This window comes from Shewanella sp. 1311 (assembly GCF_059338235.1).
Map to the genome: position 1 here is coordinate 5,000,093 of NZ_CM181686.1, position 20,379 is coordinate 5,020,471.

At 46.6% G+C, this 20,379-nt stretch carries 21 protein-coding genes; 17 read left to right on the forward strand and 4 right to left on the reverse strand.

The genetic code is table 11. The features are described from left to right. Window positions 1-45 precede the first annotated feature (45 nt). A complete protein-coding gene (gene lolD / locus AC5YB3_RS21925; RefSeq protein WP_494526171.1) occupies window positions 46-741 on the forward strand; it encodes a lipoprotein-releasing ABC transporter ATP-binding protein LolD in 696 nt (231 codons plus the stop codon). Beyond that, window positions 738-1,988: a lipoprotein-releasing ABC transporter permease subunit LolE gene (lolE, locus tag AC5YB3_RS21930; RefSeq protein WP_494526172.1), complete on the forward strand. Its 1,251-nt coding sequence runs from the start codon at window positions 738-740 to the stop codon at window positions 1,986-1,988. The genes lolD and lolE overlap by 4 nt, the downstream gene beginning before the upstream one ends. A 231-nt stretch (window positions 1,989-2,219) precedes the next feature. Here lolE and suhB read toward each other — a convergent pair whose 3' ends face one another. Beyond that, the gene (suhB, locus tag AC5YB3_RS21935; RefSeq protein ID WP_006081861.1) at window positions 2,220-3,023 is read right to left on the reverse strand and encodes an inositol-1-monophosphatase; all 804 of its coding nucleotides are present in this window, start codon (window positions 3,021-3,023) and stop codon (window positions 2,220-2,222) included. 153 nt (window positions 3,024-3,176) lie between these two features. Between suhB and trmJ the strand changes: the two genes are divergently transcribed. The 14 genes from trmJ to AC5YB3_RS22005 all read left to right on the forward strand — a co-directional run bounded on the left by trmJ (window position 3,177) and on the right by AC5YB3_RS22005 (window position 13,682). Beyond that, on the forward strand, window positions 3,177-3,905 hold the full coding sequence (gene trmJ / locus AC5YB3_RS21940) for a tRNA (cytosine(32)/uridine(32)-2'-O)-methyltransferase TrmJ (RefSeq protein WP_006081860.1): 729 nt from the start codon (window positions 3,177-3,179) through the stop codon (window positions 3,903-3,905). A 54-nt stretch (window positions 3,906-3,959) separates the two neighbouring features. Continuing rightward, window positions 3,960-4,781: a serine O-acetyltransferase gene (gene cysE, locus AC5YB3_RS21945; protein WP_006081859.1), complete on the forward strand. Its 822-nt coding sequence runs from the start codon at window positions 3,960-3,962 to the stop codon at window positions 4,779-4,781. Between the two features lie 374 nt (window positions 4,782-5,155). Beyond that, window positions 5,156-5,617, forward strand: a complete 462-nt coding sequence (gene iscR, locus AC5YB3_RS21950; protein WP_006081858.1) for a Fe-S cluster assembly transcriptional regulator IscR — start codon at window positions 5,156-5,158, stop codon at window positions 5,615-5,617. Window positions 5,618-5,696: 79 nt separating this feature from the next. After that, a complete protein-coding gene (locus tag AC5YB3_RS21955; protein ID WP_006081857.1) occupies window positions 5,697-6,911 on the forward strand; it encodes an IscS subfamily cysteine desulfurase in 1,215 nt (404 codons plus the stop codon). Window positions 6,912-6,948: 37 nt separating this feature from the next. After that, window positions 6,949-7,332, forward strand: a complete 384-nt coding sequence (gene iscU, locus AC5YB3_RS21960) for a Fe-S cluster assembly scaffold IscU (RefSeq protein ID WP_006081856.1) — start codon at window positions 6,949-6,951, stop codon at window positions 7,330-7,332. A 14-nt stretch (window positions 7,333-7,346) separates the two neighbouring features. Beyond that, on the forward strand, window positions 7,347-7,670 hold the full coding sequence (iscA, locus tag AC5YB3_RS21965) for an iron-sulfur cluster assembly protein IscA (protein WP_006081855.1): 324 nt from the start codon (window positions 7,347-7,349) through the stop codon (window positions 7,668-7,670). Window positions 7,671-7,686: 16 nt separating this feature from the next. Next, window positions 7,687-8,211: a co-chaperone HscB gene (gene hscB / locus AC5YB3_RS21970; protein WP_494526173.1), complete on the forward strand. Its 525-nt coding sequence runs from the start codon at window positions 7,687-7,689 to the stop codon at window positions 8,209-8,211. 66 nt (window positions 8,212-8,277) lie between these two features. Further along, window positions 8,278-10,140: a Fe-S protein assembly chaperone HscA gene (gene hscA / locus AC5YB3_RS21975; RefSeq protein ID WP_494526174.1), complete on the forward strand. Its 1,863-nt coding sequence runs from the start codon at window positions 8,278-8,280 to the stop codon at window positions 10,138-10,140. Between the two features lie 8 nt (window positions 10,141-10,148). Further along, the gene (fdx, locus tag AC5YB3_RS21980; protein ID WP_006081852.1) at window positions 10,149-10,487 is read left to right on the forward strand and encodes an ISC system 2Fe-2S type ferredoxin; all 339 of its coding nucleotides are present in this window, start codon (window positions 10,149-10,151) and stop codon (window positions 10,485-10,487) included. 158 nt (window positions 10,488-10,645) lie between these two features. Beyond that, window positions 10,646-11,551, forward strand: a complete 906-nt coding sequence (rimK, locus tag AC5YB3_RS21985) for a 30S ribosomal protein S6--L-glutamate ligase (protein WP_006081851.1) — start codon at window positions 10,646-10,648, stop codon at window positions 11,549-11,551. Window positions 11,552-11,664: 113 nt separating this feature from the next. After that, window positions 11,665-11,862: a Fe-S cluster assembly protein IscX gene (gene iscX / locus AC5YB3_RS21990; RefSeq protein ID WP_006081850.1), complete on the forward strand. Its 198-nt coding sequence runs from the start codon at window positions 11,665-11,667 to the stop codon at window positions 11,860-11,862. Between the two features lie 217 nt (window positions 11,863-12,079). Then, window positions 12,080-12,247 (forward strand): hypothetical protein, encoded by a 168-nt coding sequence (locus AC5YB3_RS21995; RefSeq protein ID WP_006081849.1) that lies wholly within the window; start codon window positions 12,080-12,082, stop codon window positions 12,245-12,247. A 197-nt stretch (window positions 12,248-12,444) separates the two neighbouring features. Beyond that, window positions 12,445-12,876 carry a nucleoside-diphosphate kinase gene (ndk, locus tag AC5YB3_RS22000; protein ID WP_006081848.1) on the forward strand — a complete coding sequence of 144 codons (432 nt, stop codon included), beginning with the start codon at window positions 12,445-12,447 and terminating at the stop codon, window positions 12,874-12,876. A gap of 362 nt (window positions 12,877-13,238) precedes the next feature. Next, entirely contained in the window at window positions 13,239-13,682 is a 444-nt protein-coding gene (locus AC5YB3_RS22005; protein WP_494526175.1) for an Hsp20 family protein, read from the forward strand. 102 nt (window positions 13,683-13,784) lie between these two features. On the opposite strand, the gene ilvN is transcribed toward AC5YB3_RS22005, so the two are convergent. The 3 genes from ilvN to AC5YB3_RS22020 all read right to left on the reverse strand — a co-directional run bounded on the left by ilvN (window position 13,785) and on the right by AC5YB3_RS22020 (window position 17,753). After that, complete coding sequence (ilvN, locus tag AC5YB3_RS22010) at window positions 13,785-14,279, reverse strand: acetolactate synthase small subunit (protein ID WP_006081846.1); 495 nt, start codon at window positions 14,277-14,279, stop codon at window positions 13,785-13,787. After that, the gene (locus AC5YB3_RS22015; RefSeq protein WP_006081845.1) at window positions 14,279-15,997 is read right to left on the reverse strand and encodes an acetolactate synthase 3 large subunit; all 1,719 of its coding nucleotides are present in this window, start codon (window positions 15,995-15,997) and stop codon (window positions 14,279-14,281) included. The genes ilvN and AC5YB3_RS22015 overlap by 1 nt, the downstream gene beginning before the upstream one ends. A gap of 532 nt (window positions 15,998-16,529) precedes the next feature. Then, window positions 16,530-17,753, reverse strand: a complete 1,224-nt coding sequence (locus tag AC5YB3_RS22020; protein WP_071939413.1) for a multidrug effflux MFS transporter — start codon at window positions 17,751-17,753, stop codon at window positions 16,530-16,532. 596 nt (window positions 17,754-18,349) lie between these two features. Between AC5YB3_RS22020 and AC5YB3_RS22025 the strand changes: the two genes are divergently transcribed. Continuing rightward, a complete protein-coding gene (locus tag AC5YB3_RS22025; protein WP_494526176.1) occupies window positions 18,350-20,224 on the forward strand; it encodes a choice-of-anchor I family protein in 1,875 nt (624 codons plus the stop codon). Window positions 20,225-20,379: the final 155 nt, after the last annotated feature.

Sequence of the window (20,379 nt, forward strand, 5' to 3'; positions counted from 1 at the left end):
TAATGACATAAATCGATGCCAAAGCCTGTTTAAGAGAGAACTTCAATGCAAGACGTGTTACTGCAAGTGCAGAGTGTCAGTAAGAGTTACCATGATGGCGCCGTGACCACGCAAGTGTTGTCTAATGTTGATCTGCAAGTGTTTAAGGGCGAGCAGTTGGCGATTGTCGGCAGTTCAGGCTCAGGTAAAAGTACCTTGCTGCACATCATGGGCACGTTGGATGAACCAATCGCAGGTAAAGTCTTGCTGTTAGGCGAAGATTTATATCAAGTGTCCAGTGCGCGTCAAGCGCAGATCCGTAACCAAGATTTGGGTTTTATCTATCAATTCCATCATTTATTGCCTGAATTTACCGCGTTAGAAAACGTCGCTATGCCGGCATTTATTCAAGGTAAAGATCGTAAGCTGGCGCTCGCCGATGCTAAAGCCTTGTTGGAGCGGGTCGGGTTAGGGCATCGCATGACGCACATTCCCGCCGAGTTATCGGGCGGCGAACGTCAGCGTGTGGCTATCGCAAGGGCCTTGATTAATAAACCAAAGTTAGTGCTGGCCGATGAACCTACGGGTAACTTAGATGCCAACAGTGGCGATGCGGTTTATGAGTTGATCCGCGAGTTGGCCGAACAACTGGGTACAGCGTTTGTGGTGGTGACCCATGATCATAAATTGGCTGCCCGTATGGACCGTCAGCTGATGATGAAGAACGGCTTCCTGCAATTAGCGGCGGAAACCCAAGTATGAAAGGACCGTTAGCCTTATCCATTGGTTGGCGTTTTTATCGCGCCCGCCAATCAAACAGCTTTATTAGCTTTATTTCCTTCGCATCGACTGCGGGCATCGCCTTAGGCGTGGCGGTATTGATCATCGTTCTGTCGGCGATGAACGGTTTTGAGCGCGAGTTAGAACATAGATTGCTTGGCGTCGTGCCGCAGGCGGACATAGTCGGTGTGAGCGAGCCTATCGCAAATTGGCAAAGTGTTGCCGAGGGGGCGCTGTTAATTGAAGGTATTCGCGGCGCGGCGCCTTTTATCCGCATGCAAGGTTTAGTGCAAAAGCCCGGCGGTTTTCAAGGCTTAGCTGTCGTGGGGATCGATCCAAAAGAAGAAATCCATGTCTCGACACTGGCGCAATTTATGAGCGATGCCAGCTGGCAGAGTCTAGGCCAAGATGAGAATAACATCGTCCTTGGGCAGAGTTTGTTGACCAAGTTGGGGCTTGAGGTTGGCGATACGCTGGCCTTATATGTGCAGGATATGGATCCAGAAGCGGCGGGCAGTTTACGCGCCGCGAAGAGCCATCGTTTTGTGGTGTCTGGCGCCTATAATCTTGGCGGCGAGCTTGAGCTGACCACGGCTTATATTCCTATGCAGTACGCGGCGCAGATTTTGAACATGAAGAGCGGCGTGACTGGCGTGCGTATTAGCGTCGATAAAGTGTTTGATGCACCCGTCAAAGTGCGTGAACTTGGTTATGCGCAAAAGCAGTCGGTTTATATCAGTGACTGGACCCGTACCCAAGGGCATTTATATCAAGACATTCAGTTGGTTCGCACAGTCATGTACTTAGTGCTTGTGCTGGTGATTGGTGTCGCCTGCTTTAACATCGTTTCCACCTTAGTAATGGCGGTGCGGGATAAAGCCTCTGAGATTGCGATTTTGATGACTATGGGTCTGAGCCGCCTTGCTGTGATGGGGATTTTCATGGTGCAGGGCGCCTTGAATGGTCTGCTTGGCTGTGGTCTTGGTGGGATTATTGGCGTGAGTGTGGCACTAAATTTAAGTGCGATTGCCAGTACTATGGAGCAGTTACTCGGTATTCAACTGCTTTCAGCCGATGTGTACTTTGTCGACTTTTTACCGTCTGAGTTACATGGCTCAGATGCGGTGTTGGTGATTGTGATGGCGTTTGTGATGAGCTTAATCGCCACGCTCTATCCTGCTTGGAAAGCCAGCCAGATTGCGCCAGCGCAAGCCTTAGCGGGTAGATAACGCAATCAGTGGTTGTACGTCCTGTTAGCCGATTGATGCTGAAATCAGTACTGACGCTTGCAGGGGTATCTTGTTAAAGTTTTAGAAATGAAAGCTACATAAACAAAAAGGCCAGTGAGCGCTCTTAGAAGAGATTGCCACTGGCCTTTTTTATGTCTAACGTTTTGTATCTATGCGTTTTGGAAAGCTAAGTGTTAATCGAGACTAACGCTTCGAGATTAACGCCTACAATTAACGCTTTAAAGCTTCGTTCAATAAAGGACGCATGATTTTAACTAATTCTGTGGTCACTTTAGGTGAACCTGCAACGATGTTACCAGAAATCAAATAGTTATGGTTGCCAGTGAAATCGGTAACCGTACCGCCCGCTTCGCGGCAGATAAGATCGCCAGCAGCGATATCCCATGGCTTTAAGCCGATTTCGAAGAAACCGTCTAAACGACCCGCAGCAACATAGGCTAAATCTAATGCGGCAGAACCTGCGCGACGTAAGTCAGCACATTGGCCGAAAACTTCGCCGAAAATAGCCATATAAGTTTCAGTGTGTTGACGCGCCTTGAATGGGAAGCCTGTACCAATCATGGTAGGAGCTAATTCATTCACGTTGGTAACACGCAGACGGAAATCATTGAGTTTTGCACCTTTACCACGGACGGCGGTAAAGAGTTCTTCACGGACAGGATCGTAAACAACCGCAACTTCAGTTTTACCTTTATGTTGCAGAGCGATTGAAATCGCGAAGTGGGGAATGCCTCTAACAAAGTTGTTAGTGCCATCCAGAGGGTCAACTATCCAAACGTAGTCGTTATTCTCACCGCGGTTTTCGCCTTTCTCTTCACCCACGATAGTGTGATCAGGGTAAGATTTACGAATTTGGTAAGTAATTGTCGCTTCTGCTTCCTTGTCTACACTGGTAACAAAATCGTTGATACCTTTTGAACTGACTTCAATACGGTCAAGTTCGGTATAGGCGCGCATAATATTTTGGCCGGCCGCGCGGGCAGCGCGTACAGCAATCGTCAGCATCGGATGCATTGCAATCCCCTGGATGTTAAAGAACGTTAAAATAGCGGGCGGCATTATACCCGATTTGATAGTTATATCAAATACCGATTTTCATATAAGCATTCGGCAATGGCTGTGATAATATTCGTCCCCAACGTTTTATGAATTAAATTAAGTTGTTTCATGCTAAGTAATATTCGAGTGGTTTTAGTGGGGACTTCGCACCCCGGCAATATTGGTTCCACTGCCAGAGCGATGAAGACTATGGGTCTGTCAAATCTGTACCTTGCAGAACCGCGTGTTGAACCCGATGGGCATTCCATTGCATTAGCCGCGGGTGCATCGGATATTCTGAAACACCTTGTGAAAGTGGATTCACTCGCTGAAGCGATTGCCGATTGCAGTCTCGTGATTGCAACCAGCGCGCGCAGTCGCACCTTAGATTGGCCGATGTTAGAGCCAAGAGAAGCTGGGGTGAGATTAGCGACCGAGGCACTTAAAGGCCCCGTTGCAATCGTGTTTGGCCGTGAGAACCACGGGTTGAGCAATGAAGAGTTGCAACAATGCACTTATCATGTGGCGATTCCTGCAAATCCTGAATACAGCTCGCTCAATCTTGCGCAAGCCGTACAAATCATTTGTTATGAAACCCGTGTTGCCCACCTCGCACAAAAAGAAGTGGCCGAAGAAGAGCTGACTGAGTATCCCTTGGCCGCCGATCAGGAACGTTTCTTTGCACACCTTGAGACGACACTGCTATCAACCGGATTTATCATTAAGAATCATCCCGGACAAGTGATGATGAAACTGCGCCGCTTGTTTAGCCGCGCACGGATTGAGAGTCAGGAGATGAATATCCTCAGGGGTATTTTGACCTCTATTGAGAAAGTGACGGGTTCTAAAGACAAATAGCCAAATCCTAATCATCAATAATTACCATACAGAATGACCGTAAAGGGATAAACAATGGGCGTGATAGCTAGGCTAAAAGAAGACATTGAATCTATATATCACCGTGATCCTGCGGCGCGCAGCGCGTTTGAGATCTTGGTTAACTATCCGGGCATGCATGCCATTTGGTTGCATCGGATAAGCCATAAGCTATGGAAGCGCGATTGGCGCTTAACGGCACGTTGTTTATCGACTTTTTCCCGTTGGTTGACGGGTGTAGAAATCCATCCCGGCGCCACCATAGGTCATCGATTTTTTATCGACCATGGCATGGGGGTGGTGATTGGTGAAACGGCTGAAATTGGCGATGATTGCACCCTTTATCATGGTGTAACGCTCGGCGGAACCACATGGCAGGCGGGTAAACGTCACCCGACGTTAGCCAATAACGTGGTGGTGGGCGCGGGAGCAAAAATCCTCGGTCCTATTACCATGCACGATGGTGCGCGTGTGGGTTCAAACTCGGTTGTGGTGAAAGATGTGCCAAAAGATACCACAGTAGTGGGTATTCCTGGGCGCGTGGTGGCATCACCGTCACCACAATCGAAAGAGAAAACCGAACGCCGCAGCGCGATGGCGAAAAAATACGGTTTTGATGCATACGCAGTATCACCGGATAATCCCGATCCTGTTGCCAATGCGATAGGGCAGATGCTGGATCATATGCATCTGATGGACTCGAAAGTTCAAGAGTTGTGTCAAGCCATTCAAGGGCTGGGAGGTAATGTCTGCACCGAAAAACTGCCAGAGCTGGATATGGGCGAGTTTAATGATGCAGAGAAAGCCGCCGCCGATAAGCGACAAAATGCTATCGATGAGTTTGATCCGAGTATCTAAGTTTCAAGAAATGGTTCAACGAAATCATTTAACTTAGTGGCCTTACTTAAGGGCTGACCTTCGCAAGGGTATCGTTTAGCGTTTTACTTTAGCTCATCCTGTTGTAAAGGCGCATATTGCGATCAAACCTGAGTTTGATCGCGTCACAGTGTAGCGATGACTTTTATTGTGGGTTTATATCATGCTAGATGTCGATTAATTGGCGCTCTAGCATTGAATCTTAAGCTAGAAAAAGGTTAAATACCCCACCAAGATGAAAGGGTATTGGTTATTTGCACACTCATATACTTGAGTGTTTTAGTAGGTTTTAATACTTGACTGAATTACTCGGGTATGTTGAAATAATGCATACCTGTTCGGGAGCTATGGTAGTTATGAAACTTACATCAAAAGGTCGTTATGCAGTAACCGCTATGCTAGATGTGGCAATCCACTCAGCATCGGGACCAGTTCCCTTAGCGGATATCTCTGAAAGACAAGGGATTTCGCTTTCCTATCTGGAACAACTCTTCGCTAAGCTAAGAAAACACGGCTTAGTTGCCAGTGTACGTGGACCGGGCGGTGGTTATCGCTTAGGCCTAGAAGCCAATGATATTTCAGTCGGCATGGTTGTCCATGCTGTAGACGAGTCTGTCGATGCGACTCGTTGCCAAGGACTTGGTAATTGTCAGAGTGGAACTCGCTGCTTAACCCATTCACTTTGGGGCGATTTAAGCAAACAAATTTCAGATTTTTTAGATGGTATCAGTCTTGCTGGCTTGATGCAGAAACGAGATGTGCAATTTATCTCGCTTAAGCAAGACACTATGCAAAAGGAACAAAGAGTCAGTTTATAACGGCCTTTGTTATATATAAAAATAATTTTTGTACGTTGTATGTAGCCTCTACCAGAGACTGCTCAGTACGGAGTGTGTTATGAAGCTTCCTATCTATTTAGATTACGCCGCCACCACGCCTGTTGATCCAAGAGTCGCGGAAAAGATGTTCCAATGTATGACAATGGACGGCATCTTTGGTAATCCGGCATCACGTTCACACCGCTACGGCTGGCAAGCTGAAGAAGCGGTAGATATTGCTCGCAATCAAATTGCTGAGTTAATTAACGCCGATCACCGCGAAATAGTGTTTACCTCTGGCGCGACGGAATCGAACAACTTAGCGATTAAAGGTGTTGCTCATTTCTATCACAAGAAAGGTAAGCACATCATCACCAGTAAGACTGAACATAAAGCCGTTCTTGATACCTGTCGCCAATTAGAGCGTGAAGGTTTCGAAGTGACTTATTTAGAGCCAGCGGCTAACGGCATCATTCCGATGGAACGTTTAGAAGCGGCAATGCGTGACGACACTATCCTTGTCAGCATCATGCACGTGAACAACGAAATCGGTGTGATCCACGATATCGATGCAATCGGTGAGCTGTGCCGTTCAAAAGGCATTATTTTCCACATGGATGCAGCGCAAAGTGCAGGCAAAGTGCCTATCGATGTGCAAGCCACTAAAGTGGATTTGATCTCGATTTCTGGTCACAAAATGTATGGCCCTAAAGGTATCGGCGCGCTATATGTTCGTCGTAAGCCACGCATTCGCTTAGAAGCGCAAATGCACGGTGGTGGCCATGAGCGTGGTATGCGTAGCGGTACGTTACCAACGCATCAAATCGTAGGTTTAGGTGAAGCTGCTGCAATCGCAAAAGCGGAAATGGCCTCTGATGACGCTCGTATCGGTGCATTACGTGACAAATTATGGAATGGCATCAAGCACATTGAAGAAACCTATATCAATGGTGATGCGATTGAGCGTGTTAGCGGTAGCCTCAACGTCAGCTTCAACTATGTTGAAGGCGAGTCGTTAATGATGGCACTGAAAGATTTAGCGGTTTCATCGGGTTCGGCTTGTACCTCAGCGAGCCTAGAGCCTAGCTACGTATTACGTGCGCTTGGCTTAAACGATGAAATGGCACATAGCTCGATTCGTTTCTCTATCGGCCGTTTCACAACCGAAGAAGAAATTGATCACGCTATCGAAGTAATTACTCAATCTATTGATAAATTAAGAGAAATGTCTCCTTTGTGGGAAATGTTTAAAGATGGAATCGACCTGAACCAAGTTCAATGGGCACATCATTAATTCTGACCTTTACAATAGATAATTTTGGAGCAGTACCATGGCTTACAGTGAAAAAGTGATAGATCATTATGAGAACCCACGTAACGTTGGTTCTTTTGATAAAAACGATCCTTCGGTCGTGACCGGTATGGTAGGCGCGCCTGCTTGCGGTGACGTGATGAAACTTCAGTTGAAAATTGGTGCTGATGGCATCATTCAAGACGCTAAGTTCAAAACTTACGGTTGTGGTAGCGCGATTGCGTCTAGCTCACTGGTAACTGAGTGGGTTAAAGGCAAGACTATCGAACAAGCTGCGGCGATTAAGAACACAGATATCGCTGAAGAATTGGCATTGCCACCGGTGAAGATCCACTGTTCAATTTTGGCTGAAGATGCCATTAAAGCTGCTATCGACGAGTACAAATCGAAACAAGCTAAGTAACATCTGGAGTTAAGATGGCGATTACAATGACCCCAGCGGCAGCCGATCGTGTCAGATCTTTCTTAGTCAACCGAGGCAAAGGTGTAGGCCTGCGTCTCGGCTTAAGAACATCAGGCTGTTCTGGTATGGCTTATGTACTTGAGTTCGTTGATTCTTTAAATGATGACGATGAAGTGTTTGATATCGAAGATGTTAAAATCATCATCGATGCCAAGAGCCTCATCTATCTTCAAGGGATCGAGCTGGATTTTGTTAAAGAAGGGCTGAACGAAGGCTTCCAATTTAACAATCCTAACGCAAAAGGTGAGTGTGGTTGCGGTGAGAGTTTCACTGTTTAACCGCTAAAGTTGACGCATGAATTATTTCGAGCTGTTTAAATTTTCCCCTGCCTTCGATATTGATACCGCCTTACTTGCAGAACGCTATCGCGAACTGCAACGGGCGGTTCATCCCGATAAATTTGCCAATGATACTGAGCAGCAAAAATTGCTGTCGGTGCAGCGCACGGCGCAAGTCAATGATGGTTTTCAAACCTTAAAAGATCCCATTCGCCGCGCCGAGCATATGTTGTCGCTGCGTGGTATTGAATTAAGCCATGAAACCACGACAGTGAAAGATACTGGCTTCTTGATGCAGCAAATGGAATGGCGCGAGGCGTTGGAAGACATACGCGATAGTGACGATCCTCAAGCGAGTATTGACGAGCTATATCAATCGTTTGCAGAGTACCGCGTGCAACTCACTCAGCAATTGACTCAACTGTTAACCAGTGAGCAGGCTGAAGATGCATTGTTAGCGGCGGATCAAGTTCGCAAACTCAAATTTATGGCAAAATTACACGACGAGTTGACCAGAGTCGAAGACGCTCTGTTAGATTGATTTCCGTGTTTATGTTACTTTGCTGACTCAAGTACGCTTGAGTTGGCATTACTAAGTTGGATATATATGGCCCTTTTTCAGATAGCTGAGCCCGGTCAAAGTGCCGCGCCGCACCAACATAGACTTGCCGTTGGCATCGATTTAGGTACGACCAATTCTTTGGTGGCGGCTGTTCGAAGTGGAGAGACGGCGACCCTGCCGGACGAACTGGGACAGCATTCATTACCTTCTATCGTGCGTTATACCCAAGATTCAGTCGAAGTCGGTGCCCTTGCGGCGTTGAGTTCGGCGCAGGATCCGCAAAACACGATCGTTTCGGTTAAGCGTTTTATGGGCCGCAGCCTGGCTGATATCAAAGCCGGCGAGCAATCATTCCCCTACGAGTTTGCCGAAAGCGAAAACGGTTTACCTTTATTCGTGACTCCCCAAGGCCAAGTGAATCCAGTGCAAGTGTCTGCGGAGATTTTACGTCCGCTGATTGCCCGCGCTGAAAAAACCTTAGGTGGCGAGCTGCAAGGTGTCGTGATAACCGTACCGGCCTATTTTGATGATGCCCAGCGCCAAGGCACGAAAGATGCTGCAGCTTTGCTGGGTGTTAAAGTGCTACGTCTGTTGAATGAGCCGACGGCTGCTGCGATTGCCTACGGTTTAGATTCTAAGCAAGAGGGCGTAATTGCCATCTATGACTTAGGCGGCGGTACCTTCGATATTTCTATTTTGCGTTTGAATCGCGGTGTATTCGAAGTGTTAGCCACCGGCGGTGATTCTGCGCTTGGTGGCGATGATTTCGATCATTTACTGCAAGCACATATGCAACAAGTGTGGCAGCTTAGCGACATCGACTCACAATTAAGCCGTCAACTGTTGATTGAATCGCGTCGAGTCAAAGAAGCCTTAACGGATGCAGCAGAAACTGAAGCAAAAGTGATCCTTGCCGATGGGACTGAGCTCACGCAAATCGTTTCTAAAGCTGAATTTGATGCCATGATTGCGGCGTTGGTTAAGAAGACCATTGCTAGCTGTCGCCGTACCCTGCGTGATGCGGGCGTGACGACAGATGAAGTGCTTGAAACTGTGATGGTTGGCGGTTCAACGCGCGTGCCATTAGTGCGTGAACAGGTTGAAGCTTTCTTCGGTAAACCACCACTGACGTCTATCGATCCCGACCGTGTTGTCGCCATTGGTGCAGCTATTCAAGCCGACATTTTAGTGGGTAATAAACCCGAATCTGATTTGCTGCTCCTCGATGTGATCCCTTTGTCATTAGGCATAGAGACCATGGGCGGTTTAGTGGAAAAAGTGGTGTCGCGTAATACGACGATTCCGGTTGCGCGAGCACAGGAATTTACCACCTTTAAAGATGGTCAAACGGCCATGGCATTTCATGTGGTGCAGGGCGAGCGTGAGCTCGTTGCCGATTGCCGCTCACTGGCGCGTTTTACTTTAAAAGGTATTCCGCCGTTAGCTGCAGGCGCTGCGCACATTCGTGTGACTTTCCAAGTGGATGCCGATGGTTTACTCAGCGTGACCGCGATGGAGAAATCCACCGGCGTGCAATCTAGCATTCAAGTTAAGCCATCTTTTGGTTTATCGGATACTGAAATTGCCACTATGCTGAAAGATTCGATGAAGTATGCCAAAGACGATATCGGTCGTCGTATGCTGGCCGAGCAGCAAGTGGAGGCTGCGAGGGTACTCGAGTCTTTACATGCCGCGTTAGCGAAAGATGGCGACTTGCTGAATGCCGATGAGCGTGGACAAATCGATGCCACTATGGCCAATGTGGCGCAAGTTGCCGCGGGCGATGATGCCGATGCGATTAAGCTCGCGATTGAAAAACTGGATGAGCAAACCCAAGATTTTGCTGCCAGACGTATGGACAATTCTATTCGAGTGGCATTCAAAGGCCAGTCGATCGACAACATATAGGTGATGTAATGCCCCAATTAGTCTTTCTTCCCCATGCCGAGTTGTGCCCAGATGGCGCAGTGCTTGAGGCGAATGTTGGTGAGACCATTCTTGATGTTGCGCTGCGTAATGGCATCAATATCGAGCATGCATGTGAAAAGTCCTGTGCTTGCACGACGTGTCACTGTATCGTGCGTGAAGGCTTTAATGATCTTGAGCCAAGTGATGAGCTGGAAGATGACATGTTAGACAAAGCTTGGGGACTTGAGCCCGAAAGCCGTCTATCTTGTCAGGCGAAAGTGGTCGACACTGACATGGTGATTGAGATCCCTAAATACACGGTTAACATGGTCAGCGAAGGCAATTAATGCTGCCGCGATAATTGTTAAAACCAGTCCACGTGACTGGTTTTTTGCTTTTGGCGTTGAGCATTTGTGCAACTAATCTTGTCTATGCCTCTTGTTGTTTGATTTATCCCTGCGCAGGCGTATTATGCGCTCAAAATTAATGGTTGCCGGAGACCAGAATGAGAATAGCGATCTTATCGCAAGGGCCTGAGTTATATTCAACGAAGCGACTCGTTGAAGCGGCTCAATTACGTGGTCATGAAGTACACGTAATCAATCCCCTTGAATGTTATATGAATATCAACATGCGGCAATCGAGTATCCACATTGGTGGGCGAGAGTTACCCGCATTTGATGCTGTGATCCCCCGTATAGGGGCGTCGATTACCTTTTATGGCTCTGCGGTTTTGCGTCAGTTTGAGATGATGGGCGTATATGCTTTAAATGATTCTGTTGGGATCTCGCGCTCACGTGACAAATTGCGCTCTATGCAGTTGATGTCACGCCGCGGTATTGGCTTGCCCATTACTGGTTTTGCCAATAAACCGAGTGATATCCCCGACTTGATTGATATGGTGGGTGGCGCGCCTCTGGTGATTAAATTACTCGAAGGCACCCAAGGTATCGGCGTGGTATTAGCCGAGACCCGTAAAGCGGCTGAGAGCGTGATTGAAGCCTTTATGGGCCTTAAAGCCAACATCATGGTGCAGGAATATATTAAAGAAGCCAATGGCGCAGACATTCGCTGTTTCGTGCTCGGCGATAAAGTGATTGCCGCCATGAAGCGTCAAGCTATGCCCGGTGAGTTCCGCTCTAACTTGCACCGTGGTGGCACGGCAAGTTTAGTCAAATTAACCCCAGAGGAACGCTCAGTCGCCATTCGTGCGGCTAAGACCATGGGGCTTAATGTGGCTGGTGTTGACTTGCTACGCTCAAACCACGGTCCTGTCATCATGGAAGTGAACTCTTCACCAGGGCTTGAAGGAATTGAAGGCGCCACCACGAAAGATGTGGCGGGTGCTATTATTGATTTTGTTGAAAAAAATGCGATTAAAGTAAAAAAGGTGACGCAAGCACAGGGTTAGTGCCCTTGCTGTCGAGTATTGACTACGGAATATCAACACTTGATTCACCTCCTTATGGGTAACGCCGTTTAGCAAGAACTTACCCATTAAAGCGAACCGAATAGGGGAAAACGATGACATTAACATGGATAGATTCGTTAGATATTGCGTTGGAATTACTCGAAGCACACCCAGAGGTGAATCCTACTCAGTTGCATTTCACGCAATTGTATGAGTGGGTGTTAGCCTTGGATGATTTTGCCGATGATCCCAAGCACTGTAATGAAAAAATACTGGAAGCGATTCAGCAGTGTTGGATTGATGAAAAGTAGTGAGCACAGTGGTGATACGGCTTTTTATGTGAGGCATCTTGTCCTTTTGACGTTTAACTAAGGTGATTTACCTCACGTATTTGCAGCGGCGCAGAGAATATTTGGCGAGAGTTTGATCACAGTCAAGTTCATTTTTAGCGGATATCGTACCTTGTTGTATATTGGTTAAGGCATTTAAATGGCTTAACTTTGTTATCGCAACTGCAAGGATGTTCACATGAAACTTTTGCTTGTATTGTTATGTATGCTTGTCCCTTCAATGGCTTGGGCTCATCCAGGGCATGGCGGTGTCGGTTTATTCCATCACTTGTTAGATCTTGCTCCCGCAGTCATTTTAGTCGCTTTGATTGCTTGGGCAGGTATTTGGGCAAAAAATAGAAAATAATCCCATTTTTTAATGAGTTAATGGACCCTGCTGAGGATTTATCCTCCTAGCGGGGTCTTTTGCGTGATCAAGCTGATTACGAATAAAGCGAATGTGCGCAATATCTCAGTCTAATTTGCTATAAAGATAGGATTTAGCTTTTAAATTTCGTATAATCCGCGCGAATTTTTTAAACTTGCTGACAAAGGAAGCTAGTTATGGCGATCGAACGCACATTTTCTATTATCAAACCTGATGCTGTTGCAAAAAACCACATCGGTGCTATCTACAATCGTTTTGAAACTGCTGGTCTTAAGATCGTTGCATCAAAAATGTTACACCTGACTAAAGAACAAGCTGAAGGTTTCTATGCTGAGCATAGCGAACGCGGCTTCTTCGGTGCTCTGGTTGCATTCATGACTTCTGGTCCTATCATGGTCCAAGTATTAGAAGGCGAAAACGCTGTTTTAGCTCACCGTGAAATTTTAGGTGCAACTAACCCAGCTCAAGCGGCTCCTGGTACTATCCGTGCTGATTTCGCTGAAAGCATTGACGAAAACGCGGCTCACGGCTCTGATGCTGTTGAATCTGCTGCTCGTGAAATTGCTTACTTCTTCAGCGCTGAAGAACTGTGTCCACGCACTCGTTAATTCGATGCTAAGACTGAAAAAGGAGCCCTAGGCTCCTTTTTTATTGGCTACAATTTAGCGAATACTGCTTGCCGTGCGCAATGAATCTAATGCCGCGATACCAATTACATCTCGCTTCACCGTTTTAAAGTTGAATTAGCGTTTGTTTTTATTGGTCTTTTAAAGTTCTGCACATTTTTTTAATTTTCTTGCTTGAAATTTTCTCTCCCGTCCTTATATCTATTTCAGGATCGCTCGATGAGGGTCCTTGTGTGAATTCTGTGCCGTAAGGACAGAAGATTTTATTCGGCAGACTCTACAAACGTTTTCATCCTGAAAACAGTCCGCCAATTCTCCATATTGCTTAAGACAAGGATATGAATATGCGTACTTATGATTTAACACCACTTTACCGCAGTGCCATTGGTTTTGACCGTTTAGCGCAATTGGCAGAACATGCCGCCGCCAATAATGGCAACTCAGGTTATCCTCCATATAACATCGAATTACTCGGCGAAAATCGTTATCGCATAACGATGGCCGTAGCCGGATTCTCAATGGATGAACTTGAGATTAGCAGTGAAGGTGAAAAATTACTGGTGAAAGGCAATAAAGCCGAAAGCCAAACCGAGCGTAAATACCTATATCAAGGCATAGCTGAACGCGGTTTTGAGCGTACTTTCCAGCTGGCAGACTATGTCACTGTGCTCGGTGCAAGTTTAGAAAATGGCTTACTCAATGTTGATTTAGTGCGTGAAATTCCTGAAGCATTGAAACCACGTAAAATTGAAATCACCTCATCGCGCTTGTTAGACAGCCAGTTATAATTGACGCTGTGATAACCGCCTAAAAACATCAAGGGGAGCATTATGCTCCCCTTGATGTTTTTGTGCTTATGCGAAAATGTCCGCGAGATTTCCGTCAGAAAACTAGGCTTTCATGGCCTTTTCGCCGCGGGCCAAACCCACCACGCCGGAGCGAGAGACTTCGACCAGTTTGGTGACTTCCCCCAGCGCATGAATAAAGGCATCGAGTTTGTCTGACGTGCCCACCATTTGGATGGTGTATAAATTCGCCGTGACATCGACAATCTGACCGCGGAAAATATCCGCCATACGTTTCACTTCTTCCCTAAATTCGCCTTGGGCTCGTACCTTAACAAGGGCGAGTTCGCGTTCAATATAAGCAGACTCAGTAATATTCGATACTTTTAACACATCGATTAACTTATGTAGCTGCTTCTCTATCTGCTCTAATACCATTTCGTCGGCAACGACTGTGATATTAAGCCGCGACAGGGTGATATCGTCCGTTGGCGCCACTGTTAAACTTTCAATGTTATAACCGCGCTGTGAAAACAAACCGACCACACGAGACAGGGCGCCGGATTGGTTTTCTAATAATACAGATATAATTCGACGCATTAGCATTTCTCCGTCTTGGTCAGCCACATTTCATTCATCGCACCACCGCGGATCAACATGGGGTACACGTGCTCAGTTTCATCCACCATGATATCGATAAAGACCAGTCTGTCTTTCATCGCCAGCGCTTCAGCCATTTTTGACTCAAGTTCGGCGGGATCGCTGATCGTCATGCCAACATGGCCATAGGCCTCGGCAATTTTGGCGAAGTTAGGCACTGAATCCATATAGGAATGTGAGTGACGGCCAGAGTAAATCATGTCCTGCCATTGTTTTACCATGCCAAGGAAACGATTGTTTAAGTTGATGATTTTAACCGGCGTATCATATTGCAACGCGGTCGAAAGCTCTTGAATGTTCATTTGGATGGAACCATCACCCGTGACACACACAACCGTAGCATCAGGCATAGCCATTTTTACGCCCATCGCGGCGGGCAGGCCGAATCCCATTGTCCCTAGGCCACCTGAGTTGATCCAGCGACGCGGCTTATCGAACGGATAGTACAAGGCGGCAAACATTTGGTGCTGGCCAACATCTGATGCGACATAGGCATCGCCATTGGTCAGCTTATACAAGGTTTCAATCACTTGCTGTGGTTTGATGCGGCCACTGTTTTTGTCATAGGCCAGACAATCGCGGCTGCGCCATTGTTCAATGTCATTCCACCAAGTGGCAATGGCATCGTTGTCGTTGTGTTCGTTCGATTCATCTAACAGTGCCAACATGCTGTCTAAAATACTGTCGGCCGAACCCACGATAGGAATATCCACGTGGATAGTTTTCGAAATAGAAGAGGGATCGATATCGATGTGCAAAATGGTCGCGTTCGGACAGTATTTTTCCACATTATTGGTGGTTCTATCGTCGAAGCGTACCCCAATACCGAAGATCAAATCGCAGTTATGCATTGTCATGTTGGCTTCGTAGCGACCGTGCATCCCAAGCATGCCTAAACTGTTTTTGTGGGTGCTTGGAAAGGCGCCAAGCCCCATCAGCGTGCTGACGACGGGAATATTTAATCTCTCAGCCAATTGCAGGATTTGCTTATCACAACCTGAGATAATCGCGCCGCCACCGACATAAAGTACCGGTTTTTTCGCGGCTAACAGGGCTTGAAGACCACGGCGGATCTGACCTTTATGGCCTGATGTCGTTGGATTGTACGAGCGCATTTTGACGCTTTCTGGGTAGCAATATTCGTGCAGCAGAGCTGGGTTTAAACAATCTTTTGGCAGATCGACAACCACAGGACCGGGACGGCCAGTAGAGGCAATGTAAAAAGCCTTTTTAATAATTTCAGGAATTTCAGTCGGATCTTTGACTAAAAAGCTGTGTTTCACCACAGGGCGAGAGATACCTATCATGTCGCATTCTTGGAAGGCATCGTTGCCGATAAGATTGCTCGGGACTTGACCCGATAACACCACAAGGGGAATAGAATCCATGTAAGCGGTGGCAATACCGGTAATCGCGTTGGTCGCGCCTGGACCTGAGGTGACTAATACCACGCCCACTTTACCCGTGGCACGGGCGTAGCCATCGGCCATGTGTACGGCGGCTTGTTCGTGGCGAACGAGTATGTGTTCAATACCGGGGATAACGTGCAGGGCGTCGTAGATATCTAAAACTGAACCGCCAGGATAGCCAAAAATGTGCTTTACGCCTTCATCGATCAAAGAACGCACTATCATGCTGGCGCCGGATAACATCTCCATGTGGAACTCCTATTGCATAGTACCGTTACGGTAAACAGTATCTTGTTACAGCGACGGTAATCGCTCTAAAAATTAAGCCTGAAGGGTAATTCAGACTCCGAAATGCTGAACTGACTTCGTCGAAGACAAGTGACTCATCCCTTAGGATGCAGCAACTGTTGCAATGAACAGAATTTCATCATATTCAAAAAAAACAACATTTCAAGCCTTTTATGTAAAAAATAACCAACTTGAAACAATTTCACGTTTGAATGACTCGATAACTTGCTTGAATCGCCAAGTAACCTAGGCTGGTTTATGGGCTTATCTTATATTTTTCAGATTGTTAGATGCTTAAAAAGTAAAAACGGCACTAAAAGTGCCGTTTTGCTGTTGGAGGTTAGATAAGCAGATACTTAACTGTAGCGATTAAATATTACCTATTTGCTACATCTGTGAAAGCCAATGCGCTGTTTTATGCGATCAAACATGTGTTGCCTATGTGGCATTGGTATCCATGGCTCTTTAAAAATGGATCCTTAAAAATAGATCCTCAAACCGTCGGCGGTATTTGATGCTTTGGACGATTGAATTGGCAAATACCGACTAACACAATAGAACCTAACATGAGGGCAGAGAAGGGCACGGCAGTGCCATCGTAAAACACCGCCAATAATGGCCCCGCCAGTGCGCCACAGCCAAATCTTAAGGTGCCAATAACTGCGGTTGCGGTTCCTGTTTCTTGTTTAAACTTCATCAGTACTATCGCATCGGCATTGACTGACATCACCCCTAGGCTACCCATCAAAGGAATAAGCATGATCACGGTAAAGTGATAGCTCATATCCAGCAGGTTTACGGCTAATAAACCGGCCCCGGCAATCGCCCCGAAAAAGGTCGACACATGCAACATACGTAGCGAGCCATAACGGCCCACGATGCGCGTATTAATGATATTAGCCAACATCAAGGCGCCGACGTTAGTGCTAAACAAGATGGCAAAATAGGATTTATCTAAGGCAAAGACTTCCATATAAACGAAGGGCGATGCGGTGAGATAACAGAAAAATGAAAAAGACGTTAACACGCCGCTGGCAATGTTTAGCTTAACGCCAGGGCGGGAAAATACGGTCGCATAGGCGCCAAGAAACGATTTTTGGCTGCGGGTATCCATATCTTTATCGCTGGGCATTTTTAGCGCAAACAGCACCAGTAATAACAGGGTTGCGGCATAGGCGGATTGAATGAAGAAGATTAAATGCCAATCACCGAGTTCGAGGATCACGCTGCCAATGCTAGGTGCGAGTAATGGTGCTAACATCATGATTAAACTCACGTATGACATACCCTTGGCGGTATTGTCACCATAGACTTCTTTGATGTATCCCGGCACCACCACAGTCGCAGCCGCGCCGATAAAGGCCTGTAAAAAACGTAGTCCAAGAAAGACTTCGACTTGACCCGCAAACCCAATCAGTAAGCTGGTGAGCATAAATCCACTCAGTCCCAATATCACCATAGGGCGACGACCAATGCGGTCGGCTAGGGGGCCGAAACATAACATGCCCAGCGCGTAACCCGCTAAGTAGATACTCAGGGACTGCTGCACTGTTGTGACATCGGTATGAAAACTGAGTGCCAATGTCGACATCGCAGGTAAGTACATGTCGATGGCCAATGGCGTGATCGCGACAATCGCCGCAAGCATGGGAATAAGCAGCGCTAAATTCGGTATACGTCTGCCGTTATGGGCAGAAGGTTGTGATTGTGGGTCCACTGTTACCTCGGGTGGCGAAAGAATTGAAAGCGTATTTCACAGGTTTATGCGGTGTGGTTTAAATTGTACTAGGACAATTCACGATTAATCCGCCATTTTTAAGCCAGTTCCGGCGCTACCAGTTTCTACACTAAGAGCGAGAGCACATGATCAAGATCATTGGCGGGGTTTAGGCAAAAGTGAATTGCGGTATTGTCTATTTACACAGTTCAGACAGCAAGCAATAGCATAGTAAAGTGCTCGGACAAATAAACCAATCTTTGCGCTGATTTCTTTACCGTATTTTACCGATTAAATTGTAACTAAGTGGTAAGTCTCGATAAGCGAAGCATCACTTTAGTGGATTGAGCCGTTATCTTCACAAGATTCTTCATTTAAATCTTTCTTATCAAGTCTTTCTTATCAAATTGTAGCCCTTTGTAACTCAGTTCTTTACACCTTAGTCCTTCACATCCTTATGGTTCAAACTGACTCATTCGAAAGTGTGAGTTGTCATTTGAGTGTCACGGCTTTGTCATCCCAACGTCTTTTATGCTGACTAATTTAGTGGGCTTTAGCCTCACCCTACTAAAAATAAAATATTCAGGAATGACACGATGAAAACACAACGACTTCCGCTAGCCGCTGCCATTATGGCGAGCTTATTACTCGGAGCCTGCAGCGGTGATGATGGCGCAGCAGGTGATAAAGGCGACAACGGCTTAAATTCACTGGTTAAAGTTACGGCATTGAATATCGGTGATGCACATTGTCCCGCCGGTGGTCAGCGTATCGATACCGGATTAGATGCTAACAATAATGGACAATTAGATGACAGCGAAATTGCAGCAGCGCAAACCCAATATGTTTGCCAGCCACAAACTGCAGGCTTAAAAGCTGAGTTAATTGGTCGTCATCAGACTGGCGTTTATGGCTTAAGTGCCGCTGAAATCGTTGAATATCACAGTGCATCTAACCGTATTTTTGTGGTCAATGCCATTAGCGGCAAAGTGGACATTATTGATGGCAGTTTATTAGCAACCGCATCCAATGCCGCTGATCCGTTAGCATTGAATAATCTCGAAAAATTTGGCGAACTTGATGTTGCTAAAGACGTTGGCCAAACCTTTATGGGTAGCGTTAACAGTGTGAGCATTTCAGGCAACTTGTTAGCGGCTGCGATTGAACGTGGCGATGCTGCCGGCAGTAAAACCCAAGCCAATGGTTTTGTCGCTTTTTATCAGCTTAACGGCACAGATGCACCGCAGTATATCAGCGCGGTAGAAGTCGGCGCTTTACCCGATAACGTGGCATTTACCCACGATGGTAAAACCTTATTAGTGGCTAATGAAGGCGAGCCAAATCCAGCCTATACCTTAGATCCTGAAGGCAGTGTGGCGCTGATTGCAATTACTGACGGTAAGCCCGCAGCCACTGCGACTATTATCGGTTTTAGTGAATTTAATCAGGGCGGTGCACGTGCCAGTGAGATCACGCCAGACATTAAAATCAATGGTCCAATGGCGAGTTTGGCGCAGGATTTAGAACCTGAATATATCGCCATTAGCCAAGATAACCGCCGTGCGTTTGTCAGTTTGCAAGAGAACAATGCCATTGCCGTAATTGATATCGCCAATGCCAAAGTCGCCAAGATTTTACCACTAGGCCTTAAGGATTACGGACTTGAGGTGAATAAAATTGATGCGAGTGACAAAGACAATCTTGTCAACCTGCAAAGCTACACAGGCGTCTACGGCATGTATCAACCCGATACTGTCGCGAGCTACCGTTGGAACAATACCGACTTTATCGTTACGGCCAACGAAGGTGATTCCCGTGATTATGCGGGCTTTTCTGAAGAAGCCCGCGCAGGGGATTTAGTGCTCGACCCAAATCACCCACAATTTGCCGCCGCAAAAGATAAAACGCAGTTAGCCCGCCTTAAAGTAACCACTAGCATGGGTGACGACGATAATGACGGCGACTACGACAAGATAGTCAGCTTCGGTGCTCGCTCATTCTCGATTTGGAGCGCAGACGGTCAGCAAGTCTTTGACAGTGCGAGTGATTTTGAACGTATTACCGCGGCACTCTTAGGCAGTAACTTCAACAATAATAATGAAGAAAATAAAGGTGATAGCCGCAGCGATGACAAAGGACCAGAGCCAGAAGCCTTAGCCCTGGGGCAAATTGGTCAACGACTATATGCCTTTGTTGGTTTGGAGCGTACTTCAGGCTTTATGATCTATGACGTGACCAATCCCTTCGATGTGCATTTTATCGACTATGTTGTGAATCGTGATTTTGATGCCGACTTTGTTATCGATACAGATACGGTTGAAGTTAAAGGGGATGCAACATTGGCGGGTGATTTAGGGCCAGAAGGGATGAAATTTGTCAGTGCTGATAAAAGCCCTAACGGTAATCCTTTGTTAATCATAGGCAATGAAGTCAGCGGCACGACGAGTGTTTACCAACTAAAGATTAAATAATGGTGCGCTAGTGGTTTATAACTAATTACTTGTTCATCAAGCTTGTCAGTCACATCAGCGCCAGTAGCATACATGCTACTGGCGCTTTTTTATGCTCTCTAATTTTATAAATTAGCCATTTAGTGTGAATTAACTTCATCTGACATGGCGCATAA